Below are 22,834 nucleotides of genomic sequence, written 5' to 3'. Positions count from 1 at the left end.
CGTCCTCCCTCAGCTTGCTTTGCGGTATTTGTCGAGACCGCCAGTGTGCATGACGCGGCCCATAAGCGGCGCGCCAATGATCTCTTCTGCCTTGAGGGCCGCGGCGATCAGCTTGTCCAGATCAATGCCGGTTTCAATGCCCAGTTCGTGGCACAGGAAAACCGCGTCCTCGGTGCAGACGTTGCCTGCGGCACGGGCATGGCCGTGGCCAGCGAAAGGACACCCCCCAAGGCCGGCGACAGAGCTTTCGAACATGTCCACACCCATCGACAGGGCAGCATAGACATTGGCGATGCCAAGCCCGCGCGTGTCATGAATATGCATGCCGATCCGCGCTTCCGGCGCCATTTCGCGCAACGCCCCGATCATCCGCTTGACGGCTTCGGGGTTTCCCCAGCCCATCGTATCAGCGATGACAAGGATCGGCACTGGAATCTGCTCTTCTTCGCAAAGATCCAGGATAAAGCGGAAATCGTCCAGAATGCGTTCCTGCGGGATCGGGCCTTCGAAATTACAGCCGAAAGCCGTCATCACATAGGCCGCATCAACCGTATAGCCTTCTTCCTTGTAAAGGCGGACCCAGTTGCGTTGTTTTTCGCGCATTTCGACCGAAGAACAGTTGTTGTTCGATTGGGCAAAAGCTTCGGACGGGTAAAACAGCAGGCGCGGATCGATATCGACCTCATGCGCTGTCAGGGCCTTGCGAAAGCCTTTGTCGTTCAGCCACAGCGACGTGTAGTTCACGCCGGGCGTGCGCTTGATGCGTTGGAACAGCTCGCCGGTGTCGGCCATTTGCGGCACGTATTGCGGGCTGACAAAACTGCCGACCTGAATGCGTTTCAACCCGGTATCGCTGAGCATATCGATCAGCTCGATCCGCTCTTCAATCGGATAGATCTTTTTTTCGATCTGAAAGCCCTCGCGCGGGCCTTCTTCACGAAATTCGACGAATTTCGGAAAATCGCTCATCTTGTCACTCCTCAGATGGCAGTATCTCGGCGATGACCTGGCCGCGATCGACCATGTCCCCATTCGAGACGGATATGTTGCTGGCGATCCCTGCAGCGGTAGCGCGGATCGAGATTTCAAGTTTCATGGATTCCATCACCGCGATCACGTCGCCTTCGGCCACCTCCTGACCATCGGCCACCTTGATCTCGACGATCATCCCGGTCAGGGGCGAGGCCACAGAACGATCCGCGGCGGCATCGCCGCCGGCGAAGTCCAAAGGCGCAGCGGGACGGAAGACAAGACGGCCTTCCGGTGTGTCCATTTCGATCACGTCCGCATGCAACCGCGCGTCGATCAAAAACACCGCATCGCCTTCGCTGATGCGCCACCGGCCCGGCACGACTTCACGCACTGCCAGTGTGGCGGCTTCGCCATTTTCCGACAGGACGGTGTAGGTGCCTGCACCTTTGATGGGCCCGACGCGGAATTCCTCGGAGATGTCGGCGGCATCGGTCAGCGTCACATGCTGTCCCGCTTCCATCGCATCGCCGCCAAGACCAAGCCGCCAACCGGTAAAGGTGTCGCGGTTTGCCCATGGATTGCTGCTTGCGTCGCTCCGCGATGCGGCCACGAAAAGAATGGCCGCTGCGGCTTTCCACAGATCGGGACGGGACAGGACGCTGGCCTGTGTCAGTTCGTCGAGCCTGCCGTCGATCCAGCGGGTATGCACCTGCATTTGTTCGAATTCAGGATTGCGCGCCAGCGCCGTCAGGAAAGCCCGGTTGGTTTGCACGCCTTCGACCGCGACGTGATCCAAAGCTGTCGCCAGGCGCGCCAATGCGGTTTCCCGGTCGGGCGCGTGCACCACCAGCTTGGCGATCATCGGGTCATAAAACGGTGTCACCGCGTCGCCTTCTTCGACACCGCTGTCAATGCGCAAACCTTCCGGCAAGCTCAGCGTGGTCAAAGTGCCAGTCGAGGGTGCGAATTGCATCGCCGGATCCTCGGCATATAGCCGTGCCTCGACCGCGTGACCGTTGATCTTCAGGTCATCCTGCACCAAGCCAAGGCCCGCGCCTTCGGCAATCCGCAGGTGAAGCGCAACCAGATCCAAGCCAGTGATCGCCTCGGTCACGGGGTGTTCCACCTGAATACGGGGGTTCACTTCAAGGAAGAAATATTCTTCCCCTGCGACCAGAAATTCGACCGTGCCCAGACCGCGATAGTCAAGCGTTTCGCCCAGACGCACCGCGTCATGTGCGATTTCGTCCAGAAGGGCGCGAGGCAGGCCCCAGGCCGGCGCCTCTTCGATGACCTTCTGGTGACGGCGCTGCAGCGTGCAATCGCGTTCGAACAGGTGCACCACGTGCCCTTTGCCGTCGCCCGCAATTTGCACTTCGACATGGCGCGCTTCGGGCAGGAACCGTTCCAGCAGCAGCCCTTCAGAACCGAAGGTCGACTTTGCCTCGCGCAGTGCGCCTTCGATGTCCTCAACAAGCGTTGTCTCGTCGGTCACCAGACGCTGGCCGCGTCCGCCACCACCACCGACCGCCTTGAGCAGGACGGGCAGGCCCATCGCGCGGACTTCATCGGCGATCTGCTGCGGGTCAGAGCGCGCACCTTCGGCGCCCGAAATGACCGGAACGCTGGCGGCCACGGCGGCCTCTTTGGCGCTGGCCTTGTCGCCGAAACGTTCAAGAGTGTCTGGCGTCGGCCCCATAAAGATCATGCCGGCAGACTCGACCGCACGGGCGAAATCTGCGTTCTCGGCCAGAAAGCCGTAGCCGGGATGGATCGCATCCGCGCCGACCGACTTTGCGGCGTCGATCACCGCGTCGATCTTCAGATAGCTTTCCGAGGCCGGGCCGGCGCCGATACAAATCGAATGGCCGATCTCGCGGACATGCAAGGCATTGGCGTCGGCCTGCGAATGCACGCCGACAGGGGTGATACCGCTGGCCCGCGCGGTGCGCGCGATCCGGCAGGCAATTTCGCCGCGATTGGCGATAAGAAGCGTTTTGATTTTCATGGTTCGCTCCTCACATCCTGAACACGCCGAAATTGGTTTCGACCTTTGGTCTGCGCGACGTCACATCCAGCATGAGCGCCATCACATCGCGGGTTTCACAAGGCTCAATCACACTGTCGATCCAGAGATTTGACGCGAAATTGTACGCGCCTTGGAATTCTTCGTATTCCTTGCGGATCGGGGCCTTGAAGGCTTCTTCATCTTCGGGCGTCCAGCTTTTGCCTTCGCGCTTGTTGATCTGGGCGCGAACCTGCGCCAGCACGCTGGCGGCCTGTTCGGGGCCCATGATCGCCGATCGGCCTGTCGGCCAGGCGAACATCGCGTCGGGTTGGAACGGACGGCCCAACATGGCCAGATAACCCGCCCCGTATGAGCCACCGGTGATGATGGTGAACTTGGGCACCCGGGCCGAGGACATGGCCGTGATCATCTTGGCACCCGCCTTGGCGATGCCCATTTGCTCAACCTCGCGGCCGACCATGAAGCCGTTCACATCGGCCAGAAACAGCAGCGGGATATCGCGCTGGACACAGAGATTGATGAAATGCGTGGCCTTCAGCGCGGCCTCGACAAAGAGCACGCCGGTGTTGGCAATAATGCCGACCTCGTGTCCGTGAATGCGGCCCCAGCCGGTCATGATGGTGTCACCATAAAGCGGCTTGAATTCGTGAAAGTCGCTGTCATCCACCAGCCGAGCAACAATTTCACGGTTGTCGGTCGGCACCTTGGGGTCGCGGCTGATGACGCCATAAATCTCTTCGACGGGGTAGGCGGGCGCACGGGGCGCCTCGGGCGTCTTGCGGGGCTGGGGTTTTTCGCCCAGATGGCTGACAATTTCGCGCGTGATAGCCAATGCGTGGGCGTCATCTTCGGCCAAATGGTCGGTCACGCCGGAGACGGACGAATGCATCTTGCCGCCGCCCAGTTCTTCAGCTTCGACCTTTTCGCCGGTTGCGGCAAAGGTCAATTCCGGTCCGCCCAGATACATAAAGCCCTGACCGCGCACGATCACCACTTCGTCGCAGAGCGCGGGAATATAGGCCCCGCCTGCGGTGCAGGGCCCCATGACCACGGCGATCTGCGGCACGCCGTCACCGGACATGCCGATCTGTTGGTGAAAGATCGAACCGAATTGCCCCTCATCGGGGAACAGATTGGCTTGATCGGGCAGGAACGCGCCGCCGGAATCCACCAGCGTGATGACAGGCAGGCGGTTTTTCCAGGCGATTTTCTGCGCGCGCACGTGTTTGCGACACGTGATCCCGAAATAGGTGCCCCCCTTCACGGTGGCATCATTGGCGATGATCATGCACTGACGGCCTTCGATCACACCAATACCGGTGATGATGCCTGCGCCGGGCGGAACGCCTTTGTGCATGTTCAGTCCGGCCAGTTCGCCGAGTTCCAGAAAGGGCGTACCCGGGTCGATCAAACGCTCAATCCGCTCGCGCGGAAGGATCTTGCCTTTTTCCACGTGGCGTTCGCGCGCCTTTTCGGGGCCGCCGACACGTTGCTTCAGGCGAAGGGCATGAAGTTCGCCGACCTTGTCGCGGTAAAACGCGTCATTTTCCCGGAAGTCATCGGACCCGGTGTCGAGAAGGGATTTCATTTTTGTCATGGCAGAGTTGGATATTCTCTCAGAACGAAGGCGACCTTGGCGGCGCCGGGTTTCTCGAATGTATCAGTCGGCACCAGATGAACGTCGGCCTTGAAGACAAGGGCGTCGCGCAGGCGCTGTTCGATTTTCTTTTTGAGGGCACCGTCATCTGCGGCGTCGCGTCCCGGACCGCGTTCGACGATCACTTTCAGCGCGCCCTGCGTGGTATGGCCTTCAAAATCAGCCACGATGCGCATCACGCCGTTGGTTTCGGGCACCATTTCAGTGATCACGCTGTTGACGGCCGATGGGAACACATTGGCCCCGCGCACGATCAGCATGTCGTCGGTCCGGCCGGTGCAGCGGATCTTGGGCCCGGTGCGCCCGCAAGTGCATTCTGTGTCGATGACTTCGATATAATCGCCAGAGCGGAACCGTACGACGGGGCTGGCCTGTCGACCGATCGCTGTATAGATCATTTCGCCCTCGGCGCCCTTTTCCCACGGGATGATTTCGCCGCTTTCGGGATCGAGCAGTTCGGTGATGATATAGTCCATGTTGACCATATGCATTCCCGACTGGGCGTCGCATTCGGCCCAGTAGGTCACGCCCAGATCAGTACCGCCCAGCATTTCACAGCATTTCGCGCCCCAGGCCTCTTCGATCTTGGCCCGGATGGCCGGGATGCCGCCGCCAGGTTCGCCGCCGACGATCACCTGTTCGACGCCCAGCTCGCTTGCTTTGCAGCCGAGCACCTCAGGCGCTTTTTCTGCCAGGTGCAAAACGAAATTCGGCGCGCCCACGATGCAGCGCGGGCGGGTGTCGGCGCAGGCGCGCAGCAGCCGTTCGGCGCCGCCATCGGCGCCCACCGGCACGTCGATGGCGCCCATGTATTGCAGGCCCTGCACCACCGGAATGCCGCCGACAAAGCCTTTGGCCAGCGCGAAGGCATGCAGCACCATATCGCCCGGACGCACGCCATTGGCAAAGAAACAACGCGCGGTCATCTCGTGCCACATTTCGCAATCTGCTTCGGTCAGTGCCACGTAGGACGGGCTGCCGGTCGTGCCTGATGAGGCTTGCATCTGAATGATGTCCGACATCGGCGCCGCCCGGTGCTTGCCAAAGGGCGGCTCTGCCGCAAGGCTTTCGCGGATTTCGGTTTTGTAGGTGTAGGGCAGTTTTTGCAGGTCTTCGATGGTGCGGATGTCGTCGAAATCCACACCGGCCTCAGCGAACTTTTCCTGATAGAAGGTCGAGTTCGCCTTGAGATAGGCCATTTGATCGCGCAACCGCTCTTCTTGAATCTGGCGCACCTTATCGAGAGGCATGCCCTCAATCTCGTGCCAGAAGCGATCATTCACCTTGCCGGCGGCATCTTGCCGCCGAAAGCGCATTCCAAATTCCATGTCGTCCTCCGTGACGGTAGTGCGATCAATAGGACCGTGGCAGGCCCATGACCTTTTCGCCGATAAAGCTGAGGCAGAGTTCGCGGTTCACCGGTGCCGTGCGCAAAAGGCGGACCAGCGGATACATCTCGTACAGGCCGGTATCTTCGGTAAAGCCCGATCCACCATGCGCCTGAAGCGCGGCGTCCACTGCTTCGATCCCGGCTTCGGCTGCCGCGTATTTGGCCATGTTCGACGACGCCCCTGCGGGCAGCTTGTTGTCAAATTCCCATGCAGCGCGGCGGGTCATCAGGCTGGCCATCTCGACCGCTGTGTGTGCCTTGGCCATCGGATGTTGCACACCTTGGTGCGCCCCGATGGGCTGATCGAAGACATTGCGCTCCGACGCGTAGGCCACGCCCTTGTTCAGCGCGAAGCGGCCGATGCCGCAGCACAGCGCGCCAAGGATGATACGTTCGGGGTTCAGGCTGTCGAACAGGATCGAGAAGCCCTCGTCCACTTCGCCCACCACGTCCTCGGGGCCCAGATCGACCTCGTCGAAGAACAGGGTCCACTGTTCTTCGGGCAGGGGGATCGAAATATTCACCCGCTGCTTTTCCACGCCCTTTTTCTTCAGGTCCACGGCAAAGAGCGTGAAGCCGTCGGTCTTGCGGCTGACTTCGGTGTGCGGCTTGGTGCGCGCCACCACCAGGCAATAGTCCGATACCTCGGCGCCGGTGATAAAGGTCTTTTCGCCCGACAGGCTGAACCGGTTGCCCCGGCGCTTGGCCAGCGTGGTGGCCTTCATCGTGTTGGATCCGGCCCCCGGTTCAGTGATCGCGAAGCAGAACTGAATTTCACCCCGGCAGGCGGCCGGCAGAAGCTCTTTCTTGTGGAATTCGGATCCGTGGCTGGCGATGTGGGCCAGCGACATGGTCGGGCCGACCACCATCATCAGCAGCGGTATGCCGTGATTGGCTGTGCCTTCCATGAACAAGGCCATTTCGGTCATGCCAAGGCCGGCGCCGCCGTATTCCTCGGGCACCATGATTCCCAGAAAACCGTCGTCGGCAATCTGTTTGAACATCTCGTGCGGGAACTCGTGCTTGCGCGCATGCTCCAGCCAATAGGCATTGTCGTATTTCTGCGCCAATTGTCCGCCATATTCGTAAATCTGGCGCTGTTCGTCGTTCAAAGTGAAATCCATGGTTCTTCCTCAGCCCTTGAAAGCGGGTTTGCGCCGGTTCTCGAATGCGTCGAGACCTTCGGCGACGTCATCACTGGGCAGCGCGCGCACGGCGGCGTCGCGCTCAAGCCGCATTTGTTGGTCGATGCCAAGGTCGGCACCTTCCCGCGCCAAACGCTTCATCTCGGCGATGCCGGGACGCGAGCGGGTGGCAATTTTTTGGCAATATTCCAGCGCGGCGGTGTGTAGATCTGCATCCGGCACGATGTAGTTGACCAAACCGGCCTCTTTCGCCTCGCCTGCTTCAAGCCAGCGGGCCGAGAACATCAGATCAAGCGCACGGCGCTGACCCATCAACCGCGTCAGCCGTTGCGATCCGCCCCAACCGGGGATCAGACCGAATTGCGCATGCTGATCGCCAAACTGGGCGCTTTCGGCCGCGAAACATACATCGCAGGCCAGCATCAATTCGATCCCGCCGGCCAGACACAAGCCCTGCACAGCCACTACGACTGGGAGGGAGGAGGCCTCAAGCGCGCGCAGGTTTTTCATGCCGAAGGCGATGAAATGGTCGAGCGCGGCGGGATCGTTCAATTTACCTTTCACTTCCACCAGGTCGGCGCCGGTGCAAAAGTGCTTGCCCTGCGCCCGGATGAGGATCGCCCGGATGTCCGGGTTCGCCTCAAATTCCGCGCGCGCGGCAGAGATCCGCTCATGCACGTCGAGTGACAGGCAATTGAATTTCTCAGGGCGGGCCAGATCAATGATGCCGGTAGCACCTTCGATGCTGGCAATGACAGGATCGCTCATTTCGAAGCTCCTTTCGCCTTTTTGTCGTATTGCAGCGCCACGCGTCCGGCCTTTTCGCGGGCGATCACCAGTTTCTGGATCTGCGCGGTACCGTCGCCGATCTGCAGGCCCAGAACGTCGTTGTAACGCTGATGGTGCGGCAGATCTGTGGTGTAGCCGTAGTGGCCGTGCAGGATCAGACATTGATGCAGAATCTCGCAGGCGGTCTTGGGCAGGTACCATTTGCACATCGCCGCTTGCGACGTGTGGGGCAGGCCGCGGTCGCGCAGGTCCAGCGTATAGTAGCAAAGCTGACGCATCATGGTCAGTTGGGTTTCGGCCTCGGCCAGCGGAAAGCTGACGCCCTGGTATTGCACGATGGGCGCGCCGAATGCCTCGCGTTCCTGGACGTAAGCCCAGGTCTCGTCTACCGACGCTTGCGCGGCGCCCAGACATTCCAGCCCGATCAGCGCGCGGGAATAGTCAAAGCCCGCCATGATCGTGCCAAAGGCGCGGTCCTGTTCGGCCATCATGTTTTCGGCCGGCACGAAGACATCGTCGAAAAACACCGAACCGCGGCCGACAGGCTTGGTTCCGATATCATCGAAATGGGTGCGCTTGATGCCGTCTTGATTCAGATCGACGAAAAAGGCGCTGACCCCGCGCGAGCCGCCGTCCGGGTCGCCGGTGCGGGCGAAAACCACCGCCGCATCAGCTTGGCTGGCAAAGCTCATGGATGTCTTTTCGCCATTCAGCCGCCATCCGTTGCCGGATTTCTCGGCTTTCAGAATCAGGTTCGCCGCATCCGATCCGCCGCGCGGCTCGGTCAGGCCAAGACCAATGACGGCCTCACCCGCAACAACCTTGGGCACCCATTCCGCCGCGATATCCTTTGACGCGTATTTGGCAACCATTCCGCCCATGAGAGAGCCCAGAAGTTGCACATAGCTGGCGTTGAAATCGGCATAGGCGATTTCTTCGACGATCAGGCCAGACGTGACCGAACTTTCGCCCAGTCCGCCGAATTCTTCGGGCAGATCGGCCCCAATCAGGCCCAACGAGCCCATTTCCTTGATCAGCGCGCGATCAAAGGTGTGTCCGCTGGCGCGCTCAAGATAACTGGATGCCAGTTTTTCCGTAGCAAAGCGCTTCGCGGTTTCACGAAATGCCTTTTGATCTTCTGTTGGCTGGAATTGCATCGGTGCTCCTCCCCATGACCGAAAAAAATATGTACTTTCAAAAAATCTAACAAATGTTAGAATATAGATCAAGCGTAGTTTTGAGGAGGACGTCGCCAGTGGAAAACCAGCAAACAAAAAACTATGAGACCATGCTTTCGCCAATCCGCGCGGGCCAGCATACGTTGCGAAACCGTGTCATCATGGGGTCGATGCATACCCGTTTGGAAACCGAGCCTGACGGCGTTGCCAAACAGATCGCCTTTTATGCCGAGCGGGCGCGGGGCGAGGCAGCGATTCTGGTCACTGGCGGCTTTTCGCCCAATGCCGAAGGCATATTCGATCCCGAAGGTCCGCGAATCGATGACCTTGACGAGGCGAAAAAACTGCGCCCGATCTGCGAGGCGGTCCAGGCCGAAGGCAGCTTGCTCTGCGCGCAACTTCTTCATGCCGGGCGCTACGCCAAGATCGAAGGCTGCGTTGCCCCAAGTGCGATTCGCGCCCCCATCAACCGTTATGTTCCGCGTGAAATGACCGATGCCGACATTCGCCGTACCATCGAAGATTTCGCCAAATCTGCCGCCAATGCGCAGGCAGCGGGATTCGATGGCGTCGAAATCATGGGGTCCGAAGGCTATCTGATCAACGAATTCACCGTCACCCATACCAACAAGCGCGAAGACGACTGGGGCGGCAGCGCCGAGAATCGCCACCGCTTCCCGGTCGAAATCGTGCGCGCGGTGCGCGAACGCTGCGGGCCCGAATTCCTTGTCATTTACCGGATTTCGGCCGCCGATTTGGTCGACGGCGGCGCGCCCGCTGATGAAATCGCAGACCTGGCGCGCAAGATTGAAGCCGCAGGCGCGGATATCCTGAACACCGGGATTGGCTGGCACGAAGCACGCGTGCCGACCATTGCGTATCCGGTTCCGCGCGGGGCCTGGCGTCAGGCAGCGGCGAACGTAAAGGCTGCGGTATCGATCCCGGTGGTTGCCTCGAACCGAATCAACACCCCCGAGCTTGCAGAAGACATTCTTGCCTCTGGCGGGGCGGATATGATTTCGATGGCGCGGCCATTTCTGGCCGATCCGCATTTCGTCAAGAAGGCGCGCGAAGGTCACGCGGACGAGATCAACACCTGTATTGCCTGCAACCAGGCCTGCCTCGATTTCCTGTTTTCGGATCGGCCGGTCGGATGTCTGGTCAACCCTCGGGCCGGGCATGAAACTGAATTCCGCGATACGCCGACAGAGTCACCAAAGAAGGTGGCCGTCGTTGGCGGCGGCGCCGCAGGCATGGCTACGGCCGCCGAGGCCGCCAGTCTGGGCCACGACGTCACTTTGTTCGAAGCCCAGGACAAGCTGGGTGGTCAATTGAATCTGGCGCGCGCCGCACCGGGCAAGGACGAATTCGACGAAACACTGCGCTATTATACCGGCAAGATGCAAAAGCACGGCGTCAAGCTGCGTCTTGGGCAACGGGCCGGGGTGGATGATCTGAAGGGCTTTGACCATGTGGTCATTTCCACCGGGGTCACGCCGCGCATTCCCGATCTGCCGGGGGTGGACCATCCTAGTGTCGCGACCTACGCCGAGATCCTGTCGGGGGAGCGCACGGCGGGCGACACGGTGTTGGTGATGGGGGCAGGGGGCATCGGCCATGACGTTGCCGAGTTCCTGGTGACCGAATCGGCCGAGGCCCACGACACCGACACGTTCTGCGAAACATGGGGCGTGGATCCGGATTTCGCCATGGCGGGCGCCTTGGCGGGCGATCCGCTGGCCGCAAAATCTTCGCGCCGCAAGGTTGTCATGCTTCAGCGCAAGGCCACGAAACCGGGCGCGGGGCTTGGCGTTTCGACGGGCTGGATCCTACGCAACGCGTTGCGCAAGCATGGCGTCGAGGCCCTGGGCGGGGTCGTATATGACCGTATCGATGACGCGGGGCTTCATATTCTTGTCGATGGAGAACCAAAGGTTCTACCTGCCGATACCATCGTGCTGTGCACCGGTCAGGAACCGGAACGGGCCTTGGCCGAAGACCTCACCGCGCGCGGCACTACCGTCACAATGATCGGCGGCGCAAAAGAGGCCGCCGAACTTGATGCACTGCGCGCCATTGATGAAGGGGTGCGTTTGGCGCAAAGTCTCTGAACAGGTGCCACGGCAAAGGAGGATGCAATGCTGCCCGAGGTCATGCGTGCAGGGCGCGCCGATCTGTATTCCATCTTTCGGACCCGTGCGCACGACTGCGCGGATGCTCTGGCTGTCGAAGACGGCCGCAAACGGCTGACATACGGCGATTTGCTGAAGCGCGTCGATCAGCTGGCTGCCGTCTTTCTGGCCAGGGGGGTCGCGCCGGGCGACAGGATCGCGATCCTGTCGCACAACCGCTCCGAATACCTTGAGGTCGAACTGGCTGCTGCGGGAATCGGCGCAATCGTCGCGTGCCTGAACTGGCGCCTTGCCCCCGACGAACTGCGGCATTGCATCACTCTGGTTGAACCGGTTTTGGCGGTCGTCGAGCCAGAACTTGCCGATGCGTACCACGCCGTATCGACGACGCCCTGTCTGGAAATCGGGCCGGAGCTGGACACGTCTGTCGCCGCGGCCAGGCCGGATCCACGCACGGGCACCCTGGTGAACGACCCCGAAGCCGGTCTGACGATACTTTACACATCGGGCACGACAGGTTTGCCCAAGGGCGCGCTCATCAGCCACCGTGCTCATATCGCGCGATCCATGGCTTTCGCCGCGCAACTGGCACTTGATCCTGCCGACGGGTTCATCGCCTGGGCCCCCATGTTTCACATGGTGTCCACCGACCATGCGTTGGCGACGATCTTGCGCGGGGGCACTGTCGTTATGATAGACGGGTTGCAGCCTGAGATCATGAACCAAGCGCTGTCGCGCTACACAATTGGCTGGTTTGTGATGATGCCCGGCGCGTTGGACGCTTTCATCGCCGAACGACGCGCCAACCCACTGCCCATAAAAGGCATCAAGGTCTGTGGCGCGATGGCCGATTTGGTACCCCCGCATCAAATCGCAGAACTGACGGGGCTTTTGGACACGCCCTATCTGAATTCTTTCGGGGCAACCGAAACCGGCCTGCCACCTGGGACAGCAGATCGAATCGCACCGGGCGTCACGCCCGATCGTCTGTCCAAGCGGATCAGTGCATTCTGCGAGGTACGGCTGGTCGACCCCGAGGACCGCGAAGTGCCCGATGGAACGCCGGGCGAAATGGCGGTGCGTGGACCGACACTGTTTTCAGGCTATTGGAATGCCGATGACACCAACGCCAGCGATTTTCGCAACGGCTTCTTCCACATGGGAGATCTGTTCCGGCGCAATCGCGATGGCACGGTCGACTTCGTGGATCGGGCGAAATACCTGATCAAGACTGGCGGAGAGAACGTCTATCCTGCGGAAATAGAACGTGTGCTTCTGGCACATCCACGGGTGGTCGATGCGGCGGTGGTGCGGGCATTTGACATGAAATGGGGCGAAAGCCCGGTGGCCTTTGTCGCTTGTGGCGACGACGGGCCGGATGCGGCGGAACTTATGCAACTGTGTCGGAAACATCTGGCCGGTTACAAACGACCACGCGAAGTTCGGTTCATTCCGTTTGAAGACTTCCCCCGGTCGACCAGCGGCAAGGTCCAGCGACACGTTCTTGAAACCTGGATCGCGGATGAAAAAACGCGCACTTGATGCCTGACTTGGCGCACAATGCGTGTGCAGTTGTGCTTGCAACCCCGATGACTCTTGGTTGGTATGTCAGGTAATATAGTTTAATCTTAGTGCCTTATGGGTGGATCTTAAAGTTTCGCCTTAGATGGGTCGGCGAAGGTTTCAAAACATAACCCGCTTTCATTTTGTAACCAGACGCGTATTTCGGAGCTATTCCGATTCCAACCAAAAGGTGCACTGAGCCATGACGAAAGTCGCGATTGTCTATTACAGCGGATACGGCCACACGGAAGTTCAGGCCAAAGCTGTTGCCGAAGGCGCCAAAGGTGTCGACGGCACCGAGGTAGAACTGCTGAAATTGTCTGACGACGGCGAGTTGGACGAGGCGAGCTGGGCGGCGCTTGATGCCGCTGATGCCATCGTCTACGGCAGCCCGACCTACATGGGCGGTCCAGCTTGGCAGTTCAAGAAATTCGCCGACGCCAGCTCAAAACCCTGGTTCACGCAGAACTGGAAAGACAAGATCGCTGGCGGGTTTACGACGTCTGCTACGATCAACGGCGACAAATTTTCGACCATCCAGTACTTTATTACGCTGTCGCAGCAGCACGGCCAGCTATGGTGCGGTGTCGGCCTGATGCCGGCAAACACCAAGGCGGACGGTCCCGAAAAGCTGAACTGGACGGGCGGATATGCTGGCCTGCTGGCGATTGCCCCCTCTGACAGCGCCCCCGATGAGTTTCCGGCGGGCGGCGATCTGGACACGGCGCGTTCCTACGGCCAGCGGTTGGTGGAAACCGCAAAACGCTGGAACAGCTGATCGCGCAGCTTTGCACAATACCCGGCCGCCCGAATGTCTGGCGGCCGGTCAAACTTTGGGCCCCCCGTCTTGGGGGGGAGGGCCCGGCCTTTGCCCCGCGGCACATCAGCCCGCGACGCCCGCCCGCCCCACTAGCGCCATCAACGTTCCGGTCATCGTGGCGATGAGCTTTTCGTCTTTGCCTTTGATCGCATAGGCGCGCGCCTCGCAGATGGTCAGCGTTCTGCCCGGCTTTACCACATCGGCGACAAAGCGAAATTGTTCGCCGTCCGCGGGGTTGAGCAGGTTGATCTTGAACTCTGCGGTCAGCACCGCTGCTTCGGCGGGCATCAGTGAAAAAGCGGCATATCCACAGGCGCTGTCCAGCGCAGTAGACACGATGCCAGCATGCACGAACCCATGCTGTTGAGTGAAATCGGCGCGGTGCGCCATTTCCAATACGATATGGCCGGGTGTCAGATCGGCAATGCTGATCCCCAGTGTGTGCATCACATTCTGGCGGTTGAAACTATCACGTACGCGTGCGTCGTAGTCAGGATTTTTCGGCTCGAACTGCGCCATGGCGTGTCTTGCTCCTCGCTTTCATTCGTTGATGACCAATCTTAGACGGTCCTTGAGGCGCGTATCTTGTAACGAATGGCCAAATTGGCGCGGTGCCGCCTGAGCGCGCAACGCGCCGGGTGATTTACCGGCGAAAGCCCGGCAAAACGCCGCCATATGAGATTGGTCGTAATATCCTGCATCCAGCGCCAGATCGCTCAATTGCGGGGCGGGACGTGCGAGTGACCCAAGCAGCAGGCGAAAACGCCGTGTGGCAGTCAGCCGTCGCCGCGACACACCGGTCTGCGCCAGCGTCTTGCGGCGTTCGGTCCGGTCACTGAACGTTTGCGGGGGCAGGGCGAAGCTCAGCTGCCTTGCAATATCATCCAGCGCAGAAATCAGCAAAGGCAGGTCGTCATCGCCACGCCAGACCCGTTCAAGTCTGGCAGTCAACTGCTCCAAGGTCTGAGCCTCGGGCAAACGCTCTGGTCGCGACGCCAGCCGTAGTCCCGCCACGATGCCGCAGAAGGGCGTCTGGCGCGGCGTGAATTCCGGGCGCGGTGGCGCAAGCGATACACGCGCACCGTCGGCGTCGACATCGCGCGTGACCGAAAGGGCGAAAAGGTCTGTCGCGAACCGCCCGCTTCCGCGGCCGCTCAACGCGCCGGTGTCGCGGAAGACGTAAAGATGGTCCACCTGCGCCGCCGCATCCGCAGGCGGCGCCAACTCTAGGTAGAGCGGTGCAGCCGTCAGGTCATCAGACGAAGGCATCCCGATTCTCGGAGACGAAATCATGCAAGCGGCGCGCCGGGCGACCCAGCACGTCACTGACCGTGGTTTCTATACCGGCGAGGTAGCCCTTGGGCGCGATTGACGCCAGTTCAACCATGGCCGCGGCGACCTCGTCTTGCATCCCGCCGGCCATCATGGCTGCCTTGGCCTCATCGGCTGACAGGGGCGCGGAAGTAACGGTGCGACCTGTCACTTCGGACAGGATGGCGGCGATATCATCTGCGGCAAAAGCTTCGGGGCCGGTCAGGCCAAGAACCTTGCTTTCGTACCCCGGAGCGGTCAGCGCCTCGGCGGCGACATCGGCAATGTCACGGGCGTCGATCCAGGCCACGGGTCCGCCCAGATCGTCATGATAAACGCCGTCCTTTGCAATGCTGTCGGCCTGCCAAAGAAGGTTCTGCATGAAATAGGTCGGCTGGACAAAGGTCCAGTCAAGACCGCTTTCCTTCAGTTGTTCCTGGTTTTCGGAATGCCATTTGCCAAAGGTCAGCCCCGCCTTGGGCGACGCACCCAGCCCAGTGGCCATAACAACGTGGCGCACGCCCACGGCCTTGGCAGCCTCGATCGCATTCGCTTTCCACTGGCGCATGTCCAGATGTGCGGGCGTAACCAGATATATCTTTTCGGCCCCGTCACAGGCCTGCTCCAGCGCGGCGGTATCGGTAAAATTCGCCGTGACAGCTTCGCATCCCTTGGCTTTCAGCGCGTCGAGCTTGGTCGGATCGCTGGTGACGGCCCGCACGTTCGCGCCTTTGGCCAGCAGCGTATCCACAAGAGGGGCGCCGGTAGTGCCTGTGGCTCCGAAAACAGTAATCATGACTGGTCCTTTCTCAGTTCCGCGATGGGCTGGATGGTTTCTGGGTTGCTGATCGACGACAGATCGCCCGGGTCTTCACCCAGGAAGGCTGCGCGCACGATTCGACGCATGGTCTTCATGCTGCGGGTCTTGGGCAGCGCTTCGACGAAGTGTATTTCGCGCGGGCGGAAGGGTTTCGACACGATCTCTCCGACCCTGTCCTTGAGCCGGTTCACCAGCTCTTCGTCCGGTGACACACCCTGTGCCGCGACGCAGACACAGACCACGGCGACGCCTTTGATATCATCGGGCGCTGCAATAGCGGCAGCATCCACCACCTCCCCGGTCTCGGTCATGGCAGCCTCGATTTCGGGCGGGCCAATGCGTTTTCCGGCGATGTTCAGCGTGTCATCAGAGCGCCCCAGAATATACCATGTGCCGTCCGGATCGCAGCGCACCCAGTCACCGTGCCGCCAGATGCCCGGGAAGGTGGACCAATAGGTTTCAAGGTAGCGCTCACGGTCGCCCCAAATGGCCGGGGTCAAGCCCAAGGGCGGCTGGGTTACCACCAGTTCACCCACTTCGCCCGGCGCGGCTTCGCTGCCATCTTCGCGCAGCACCTTGGCCCCGACACCCAGTGCCTGGGCAGAGAACCCGCCGGGTTTGACTTCGTGCAGTACGGTCGACGTCAGGATCGCACCGAAAAGCTCGGTCCCGCCAGAGATGTTCAAAGGCACCGCGCGGCGGCGGCAGATATGATCCAGCTGCCAGAGCCAAGCGTCATCGGTCCAGGGTTCGCCTGTCGAGGCGACGATGCGCAGTGGCGACAGGTCATAGTCGGACAGGGGGACGCGATCTTGCGTCATGAATTGCCGCACCAGGGTCGGCGCGATGCCCATATGGGTCACCTTCATGTCAGCGGCGAGACGCAGCAGCCGAAACGGATCGCCGGGCATCGAAGGCGCGCCTTCGGCCAGAACCAACGTGGCCCCCGACAGCAGCACCGACAAAAGCGTCAGCGGGCCCATGACCCAGCCCATGTCAGTCATCCAAAGATGCCGGTCGTCGCGCTTCATGTCGAGACCCAGCAGGAAATCGGCCGTTGCTTTGGCCTGCACCCCCAGATGGTTATGCACGACACCCTTGGGGCGACCGGTCGTGCCCGAGGTATAGGCAATGAGGAAGGTGTCGTCGGTCTTGACGGGAACGGCCGCAAATTCCGGGCTGGCAGTGCCCACGGTTTCGGCCCAGTCAAGATCGCGGGCCGGGTCTGCGACCGCGCCGCCAAAGCGCCGCAGGCTGAACACGGTGTGGACCGAAGGCACTTCGGCCAATGCTTCGGCCAACGTGGCTTCCATCCAGACCGGTTTGCCCCGTCTGGGTGTGGCATCCGCTGTCAACACCGCCACGGCCTCGGCATCGTTCAGGCGCGAGATGATGGCGTGGGGCGCAAAGCCGGAAAACAGTGGTACGGCGATGGCACCAAGTCGCGCGATACCCAGAAGGGCGGCTTCGATCTCGGGGATCATTGGCATGTAGATACCCACCGCCTGACCTGGCTTTACGCCGCGCGCGGCCAGGGCGGATGCGACGCGTGCGGTTTCGGCGGCAAGATCAGAATAGGTCCAGCGGCGGCGGCTCCCATCCTCGCCAACCCAGTCGATTGCAATCTTCTCACCTAAGCCGTCGGCAATGCGGGCATCGAGACAGGTTTCCGTCAAATTCAGCGTGCCACCGACGCCCCATTTGATCGATTCCGGACCTTCGGTGATATCGCGAAGTTGGGTGTAGGGGCGATCGAACCGTATGCCCGCATAGTCGATAATCCGGCCCCAGAACCATTCGGGTTCGTCATTGGCGCGGCGGGCGAGATCCTCGTAACTGTCGGTGCCACTGTCGTTCAAAAACGCGGCAAGTGTGCTTGAACGCTGAATGTCAGAGTCGGGCTGGAACATTTTTCACCTTTCTTCAACGCGAAAAAGGCCGCACCGTAGGCGCGGCCAGTCGGGGGACGTAATTCTTGGCACGCCTTGGCCGCAGCGCCTTGTGACAGGCGCTGCACCCAGGGATTAACCGTGCATCGACAATCCACCGGAAACCGAAATCACCTGGCCGGTGATGAATCCGGCGTCGTCGGACGACAGGAAACAGATGATGCCAGGATAATCTGTCGGCTGTGCCAGGCGCTTCATCGGAATGGCCCGCTTGAGGCCCTCGGCGATCTTTTCACCAGCTTCACCCTGGGCAACCTGGGCAAACAGCGGCGTGTCGGTGGGGCCGGGGGCGACAGCGTTCAATTGAACGCCTTTGCGCGCCAATTCCCGCGCCACGGTCTTGGTGAACGAGATGATACCGCCCTTACAAGCCGAATAGACAGCTTCGCCGGATGATCCGACGCGGCCAGCGTCCGAAGCGATGTTGACCACGCGGCCCCCGCCATTCTTGACCATGCCCGGAAGCACCGCGTGATGCATGTTCAGCGGACCGTAAAGATTGATGTCGATGACTTTTTTCCAGATTTCGGCATCTGTATCGAGGAACGGTTTGATCACATCCCAGCCGGCGTTGTTCACCAGCACGTCGATCGGGCCTGCGGCCTCAAAGTCGGCAACTGCTTTGTCGACCTGCGCGCGATCGGTGATATCCACCTTGAAGGCCTGCGCTTTGCCGCCAGCCTCGGTGATCAGGCGGGCCGTTTCCTTGGCGCCATCTTCGTTCAGGTCAAAAACGCCAACTTCGGCGCCTTCTTGTCCAAACCGTTCGCAAACTGCGCGCCCGATGCCGCTGCCGCCACCAGTAACGATTACCCGTTTTCCACTCAACCCTCGCATATGGAGGTCCTCCTCTTCCGCTAACATCTTAGTAAAGAACTTGATTCGATGCGTTCCTTACCTTATTCTAACATTTGTTAGATTTAATGCAATGGACAGTCTTCTGGCTGAAAAGTACCGATAAAAGATGGAAAAAAGTGATGCGGCCGACAAAAACGAGGACGACCTGACTAAGTCGGAGAGAACACGCGAAGGCATTCTTTCTGCGGCAGCTCGCCTTTTTCGGCGTGAAGGCTATTACGCGACAACGATGCGCGACATTGCGCAGGAATCCGGAATAGAAGCCGGCAGCATCTACTACCATTTCGAATCCAAGGATCAGATCCTGAGCGAGGTTCTCGAACTGGGCGTACGGCAGCTGTACGAAAAAGTCAGTGAAATTGTTCAATCGGCAAAGAAAAATCCCGAAGATTTTCGCAAGACCTTTGCATTGCTGATCGAAACGCACCTGACCTTTCTGTTGACCGCCAGCGATTTCACATCGGCCAACATCCGCAACTATCCAATGCTGTCGGATGAAACACGCGCGCCGCACCGCGAGCTGCGTGCGTCTTATGCCGGGGCCTGGAGCAGTTTCCTGAATGACGCCAAACGGGCCGGATTTCTGCGCAACGACATTTCTGTCACTGCGATCCGACAGTTTATCCTGAGCGCGATGAACTGGACGGTCGAATGGTATGACGTGGATCGGTATCCGGTGAGCATTCTGGCTGACCGAATGAGCAAACTGATACTGGACGGTATGTGTACACGTCGCCGGGCAGACACGAACGACTTGAAGACAAGCGTGATCGTTCCCGTCGAACTGCCGGACAGCATTGGCAAGGCCGAGAAATCCCGCGCGCAAATCCTGAAGGCGGCGGCGCGCGCGCTCCGGGACAACGGCTACAAGGCGACGACGCTGCGACAGATTGCCGAAGAAGCGGATTTGAAAGCGGGCAGTGTTTATTACCATTTCAAGTCCAAGGATGAGATCGTGGACGAGGTTCTGAACGCCGGATTGAACGATCTGCTATCGGGCGTCACCGCGACCGTTCAGGAATTCCATCCCCCCTACGACCATCATACCAGGATAGCGGCGGCGATCTGGACGCATTTGAGCTTTCTGTTCAAGGCGAGCGAGTTTACCTCGGCAAACATACGAAGCTACGGGATGCTGCCCAATCAGTTTAGAGAGAGACACAGGGGAATTCGTCATGAATACGGGCGACTCTGGGACGGCATCCTGCGCGAAGCACAGGAAGATGACGCCATCAGGTCGGATATCAAGATTGTCCCCTTGCGCCAGGTGATGCTTGGTGCGTTGAATTGGACGGTCGAATGGTTTGACCCGAACAAACCCGACGAAGAAGGGTATCTTTCCCTGCCCGAGTTCTCGGGCATGTTGATCAAGCTGCTTCTTGAAGGGATCTGCGACAGGGAAAACACCGCTTACCCGGTGTCAGAAACGGTTCACTGATCGCAGCCCCCGCCGCGATCAGATCTAGCACGCTGAAATCAGACCATCAGGAAGTGATACAGCCCTTCCGCCACGGGTTTTTCCTGGGATGTCTGCCAGGAAATGACACTGACGCTCGCGATGCGCTTGCCCTTGCGGGTGACATTTGCGCGGGTATACAGCGGTCCCTTTTGCGCAGGTCGAAGATAATCCACGGTGAGATTAATCGGTTTCGCCGGCACATCCGCAAATTCGGGGTGGACCGCGATGGCGGCTGTGGCTTCCATGAAGCTGGCAATAATGCCGCCATGGTAATATTCCATCACCGGGTTTCCGATATGGCGGTCAGCAAATGTCATTTCCGCGTCGGCATGCAGGCTGTCCAGGCTACAGACTTCAATGTTCAGAAAGCGGAAGAATGGCACCCGGGATACGTTGGCATTGACGGTTTCCAGATCAATCATGACGCTTTCCCTTCCGTCATCGCATCAAACAGACTGGTTTCACCGCGCGTCAACGCGAACGACGCGGTTCCACGGGCGATTTCTGCTTCTTCATGGCCATCAAACCAGATGCTGCCGGAATCAAAGGCGATGTGGCGGGTTTTCCGAAAGCAATGCGCAGTAACGATGACATCGGCGCGTGATCGGGCAGGGCGCAAGTAGTCAACTCTGAGGTCAAGAGTGGCCATTGTGCTGACGCCGTCAATGGCCACAAAGTTTGCCAGTCCGAAGACACTGTCCAGCAGGGCTGTCAGGATGCCACCATGCAGCAGGGTTTGATCCGCATCGACACAAAAGTCCGGATTGAATGGCATCCGCACCCGAACGCCTTCGGTCGAAACCTCTTCGATATCCAGCGCCATGTGGGTAATCAAACCCTTGCCTCGCGCGTTCCACATCAGCGCGATTTGCTCCATCTTCTTCTGAGTGATCTCAGCCATGCAGTCTTTCCTTTAGCGCCCAGTAAAGCTAGGTTTTCGTTTTTCGATAAACGCAGCGACCGCCTCGTGGTGGTCTTCGGTCTGATGCATGAGGGCCTGATAGGCCGCCGCGGAATTCAGGAAATCCGGCAGATCCATCCGTTCGGCATTGCGCATCAGACGTTTTGCGACACGCACAGCGCGCGGTGGTTTCGCGGCAATGACAGCGGCGCGTTCGCGCGCCCGGTCCAGAAGCGTGGCGTGGGGCACGACCTCCAGAACCATGCCGATTTCCAGCGCCTCCTGGGCGCCAACCATGCGTCCCGAATAGGTCAGGTCCGCAGCGCGCTGATGGCCAAGACGGCGCAACAGGAACCAGCTGCCCGCATCGCCCGGAATGATCCCGAGATTCAGAAACACCTCGCCGAACTTTGCATTTTCCGAAGCGATGCGCATATCGCACATCATGGTCAGATCGCATCCTGCCCCGACCGCAGGGCCGTTGACGGCCGCGATGGTCGGTATGTCGAGGTTGTACAGCGCCTGCGGCAAACGCTGCACGCCGTCGACATAGCTCTGCGCTGCCCCAAGGGGCTCTTTGCGGAAGATGCTGTCCGGATTGTTCATCTCTTTGACGTCGCCGCCGGCGCAAAAGGCCGGGTCGGCGCCGGTCAGGATCATGACGCTGACCTCGGGATCAGCCTGGACCTTCTCGAATGCTTCGAGAAGGGCTGCAATCATGTCATTCCCGGTGACGGGGTTGCGACGTTCCGGATCGTTGAGTGTGACCGTGGCGATCCTGTCAGAGATGTCCAGAAGGACTGGTGACTTATTCATCTTTACCGTCTCCGCGTTCGCGTTTCTCGAACATGTCGGGGTTGATCATGTCGCGGGCGTCGTGACCCAGGTGCAGAGTTTCCCCGCCGTCCACATAGATGTCTTCGCCGGTGATGAACCCGCCCAGATCAGACGCAAGGAAGATGATCGTTCCCGCGATATCCTCAGCCAGGCCCATCCGGTTCAGGACCGATCGGTTCAGTTCCTTCCAACGTTCGGGCGGAATTGGATAGCGGCCAAGAGCGTCGGTCTTGATCGTTCCCGGTGCAACACTGTTCAGACGAATACCGTATTCGCCCCATTCAGCTGCCAGCGTCTTCATCATGCCCGTCACACCAGCGCGCGCGGCAACGGTATGGGTGAAACCGGTAAGCGCAGTGCGCGCTGAAATGGCGGTGACGAACACGACCGACCCGCCGTTGTCATACATGAAGTGATCGGCAACGGCGCGGGTCATCTGCCAGGATCCGATCAGGTTGTTGCGGATCACGGCTTCGAAGCCCTTGTTGGTGATATCGCGGGCGGCAGCGATGTACTGTCCGCCTGCGTTATTTACCAGAACGTCAAGTTGTCCGTAGTGTTCCTTGATCCGCCCCATCGCGTTTTCGATGCTGTCCTCGTCGCGGGTGTCCCCGGGCACGACAAACGCCTCGCCTCCCGCAGCGCGGATCATCTCGGCAGTTTCTTCCAGCGGCTCTTCTCGGCGTGCGAACAGCACAAGCTTGGCCCCGCAAGAGGCCATCTCGAGCGCCGTCGCACGACCCATACCTGATCCAGATCCGGTGACCAGTGCCACCTTGCCCGCCATGAGATCCGGCGCGTAACGCCGTCCTTTTGCTTCGCTCATGTTTCCCCCCTCAGTTTTTCAGCAGTTCGCCAGAAATGATCAGTTTGCGCACTTCCTGGGTGCCCGCGCCCACCTCAAGCACACGCCCGGTGCGGTAGAGCCGGTTCACTTCGGTATCGCGCATATAGCCGGACCCGCCGTGGATCTGGACGGCCCTGTCCAGCACGAAGGACGTGACCTCGGCGGCCTTGAAGATCG

General features: G+C 60.0%; 21 protein-coding genes. 4 read left to right on the top strand and 17 right to left on the bottom strand.

Going from position 1 to position 22,834, the window contains the following annotated elements:
* Positions 1–9 precede the first annotated feature (9 nt).
* Genes ACP2AV_RS10495 through ACP2AV_RS10465 form a run of 7 tightly spaced genes read right to left on the bottom strand, consistent with a single transcriptional unit; the run spans position 10 to position 9,139 of the window.
* Positions 10–969: a hydroxymethylglutaryl-CoA lyase gene (locus ACP2AV_RS10495; protein ID WP_426372657.1), complete on the bottom strand. Its 960-nt coding sequence runs from the start codon at positions 967–969 to the stop codon at positions 10–12.
* Between the two features lie 4 nt (positions 970–973).
* Positions 974–2,980, bottom strand: coding sequence for a biotin carboxylase N-terminal domain-containing protein (locus ACP2AV_RS10490; RefSeq protein ID WP_426372656.1), 2,007 nt, complete (start codon positions 2,978–2,980; stop codon positions 974–976).
* Between the two features lie 10 nt (positions 2,981–2,990).
* On the bottom strand, positions 2,991–4,598 hold the full coding sequence (locus ACP2AV_RS10485) for an acyl-CoA carboxylase subunit beta (RefSeq protein ID WP_426372655.1): 1,608 nt from the start codon (positions 4,596–4,598) through the stop codon (positions 2,991–2,993).
* Entirely contained in the window at positions 4,595–5,986 is a 1,392-nt protein-coding gene (locus ACP2AV_RS10480; RefSeq protein ID WP_426372654.1) for a phenylacetate--CoA ligase family protein, read from the bottom strand. The genes ACP2AV_RS10485 and ACP2AV_RS10480 overlap by 4 nt, the downstream gene beginning before the upstream one ends.
* A 25-nt stretch (positions 5,987–6,011) precedes the next feature.
* Positions 6,012–7,172: an acyl-CoA dehydrogenase family protein gene (locus ACP2AV_RS10475; RefSeq protein ID WP_426372653.1), complete on the bottom strand. Its 1,161-nt coding sequence runs from the start codon at positions 7,170–7,172 to the stop codon at positions 6,012–6,014.
* Between the two features lie 9 nt (positions 7,173–7,181).
* Complete coding sequence (locus tag ACP2AV_RS10470; protein ID WP_426372652.1) at positions 7,182–7,961, bottom strand: enoyl-CoA hydratase/isomerase family protein; 780 nt, start codon at positions 7,959–7,961, stop codon at positions 7,182–7,184.
* On the bottom strand, positions 7,958–9,139 hold the full coding sequence (locus ACP2AV_RS10465; RefSeq protein WP_426372651.1) for an acyl-CoA dehydrogenase family protein: 1,182 nt from the start codon (positions 9,137–9,139) through the stop codon (positions 7,958–7,960). The genes ACP2AV_RS10470 and ACP2AV_RS10465 overlap by 4 nt, the downstream gene beginning before the upstream one ends.
* Positions 9,140–9,270: 131 nt before the next feature.
* On the opposite strand from ACP2AV_RS10465, the gene ACP2AV_RS10460 reads away from it, so the two are divergent.
* The 3 genes from ACP2AV_RS10460 (at position 9,271) to ACP2AV_RS10450 (ending at position 13,633) form a co-directional block, all read left to right on the top strand.
* Positions 9,271–11,271, top strand: a complete 2,001-nt coding sequence (locus ACP2AV_RS10460; protein WP_426372650.1) for an FAD-dependent oxidoreductase — start codon at positions 9,271–9,273, stop codon at positions 11,269–11,271.
* A gap of 27 nt (positions 11,272–11,298) precedes the next feature.
* Entirely contained in the window at positions 11,299–12,834 is a 1,536-nt protein-coding gene (locus ACP2AV_RS10455; protein ID WP_426372649.1) for a class I adenylate-forming enzyme family protein, read from the top strand.
* 223 nt (positions 12,835–13,057) lie between these two features.
* A complete protein-coding gene (locus ACP2AV_RS10450; protein ID WP_426372648.1) occupies positions 13,058–13,633 on the top strand; it encodes a flavodoxin family protein in 576 nt (191 codons plus the stop codon).
* Between the two features lie 105 nt (positions 13,634–13,738).
* On the opposite strand, the gene ACP2AV_RS10445 is transcribed toward ACP2AV_RS10450, so the two are convergent.
* The 5 genes from ACP2AV_RS10445 to ACP2AV_RS10425 form a co-directional block, all read right to left on the bottom strand.
* Positions 13,739–14,194 (bottom strand): PaaI family thioesterase, encoded by a 456-nt coding sequence (locus ACP2AV_RS10445; RefSeq protein ID WP_426372647.1) that lies wholly within the window; start codon positions 14,192–14,194, stop codon positions 13,739–13,741.
* Between the two features lie 21 nt (positions 14,195–14,215).
* Entirely contained in the window at positions 14,216–14,944 is a 729-nt protein-coding gene (locus ACP2AV_RS10440) for a helix-turn-helix domain-containing protein (RefSeq protein ID WP_426372646.1), read from the bottom strand.
* Positions 14,931–15,782, bottom strand: coding sequence for an SDR family oxidoreductase (locus ACP2AV_RS10435; protein ID WP_426372645.1), 852 nt, complete (start codon positions 15,780–15,782; stop codon positions 14,931–14,933). The genes ACP2AV_RS10440 and ACP2AV_RS10435 overlap by 14 nt, the downstream gene beginning before the upstream one ends.
* The gene (locus ACP2AV_RS10430; protein ID WP_426372644.1) at positions 15,779–17,716 is read right to left on the bottom strand and encodes an AMP-binding protein; all 1,938 of its coding nucleotides are present in this window, start codon (positions 17,714–17,716) and stop codon (positions 15,779–15,781) included. Before ACP2AV_RS10430 ends, ACP2AV_RS10435 begins: the two co-directional genes overlap by 4 nt.
* 114 nt (positions 17,717–17,830) lie before the next feature.
* On the bottom strand, positions 17,831–18,592 hold the full coding sequence (locus ACP2AV_RS10425) for a glucose 1-dehydrogenase (RefSeq protein ID WP_426372643.1): 762 nt from the start codon (positions 18,590–18,592) through the stop codon (positions 17,831–17,833).
* Between the two features lie 127 nt (positions 18,593–18,719).
* On the opposite strand from ACP2AV_RS10425, the gene ACP2AV_RS10420 reads away from it, so the two are divergent.
* A complete protein-coding gene (locus tag ACP2AV_RS10420) occupies positions 18,720–20,051 on the top strand; it encodes a TetR/AcrR family transcriptional regulator (RefSeq protein WP_426372642.1) in 1,332 nt (443 codons plus the stop codon).
* Between the two features lie 38 nt (positions 20,052–20,089).
* Here the strand turns inward: ACP2AV_RS10420 and ACP2AV_RS10415 are convergent, their stop codons facing one another.
* From ACP2AV_RS10415 to ACP2AV_RS10395, 5 genes are all read right to left on the bottom strand, one after another.
* Positions 20,090–20,494, bottom strand: a complete 405-nt coding sequence (locus tag ACP2AV_RS10415; protein WP_426372641.1) for a PaaI family thioesterase — start codon at positions 20,492–20,494, stop codon at positions 20,090–20,092.
* Positions 20,491–20,973, bottom strand: coding sequence for a PaaI family thioesterase (locus ACP2AV_RS10410; RefSeq protein WP_426372640.1), 483 nt, complete (start codon positions 20,971–20,973; stop codon positions 20,491–20,493). The genes ACP2AV_RS10415 and ACP2AV_RS10410 overlap by 4 nt, the downstream gene beginning before the upstream one ends.
* Positions 20,974–20,985: 12 nt before the next feature.
* Positions 20,986–21,789: an enoyl-CoA hydratase-related protein gene (locus tag ACP2AV_RS10405; RefSeq protein WP_426372639.1), complete on the bottom strand. Its 804-nt coding sequence runs from the start codon at positions 21,787–21,789 to the stop codon at positions 20,986–20,988.
* Positions 21,782–22,636: an SDR family NAD(P)-dependent oxidoreductase gene (locus ACP2AV_RS10400; protein ID WP_426372638.1), complete on the bottom strand. Its 855-nt coding sequence runs from the start codon at positions 22,634–22,636 to the stop codon at positions 21,782–21,784. Before ACP2AV_RS10400 ends, ACP2AV_RS10405 begins: the two co-directional genes overlap by 8 nt.
* 10 nt (positions 22,637–22,646) lie before the next feature.
* Positions 22,647–22,834: acyl-CoA dehydrogenase family protein (locus tag ACP2AV_RS10395; RefSeq protein ID WP_426372637.1), on the bottom strand; the 188-nt coding region annotated here is incomplete at its 5' end.

Origin of the sequence: Aliiroseovarius sp. PTFE2010 (genome assembly GCF_049943335.1) — a bacterium.
Classification (GTDB): Bacteria; Pseudomonadota; Alphaproteobacteria; order Rhodobacterales; family Rhodobacteraceae; genus JBNFVY01.
This window is presented reverse-complemented; position numbering and strand designations above follow the sequence as displayed.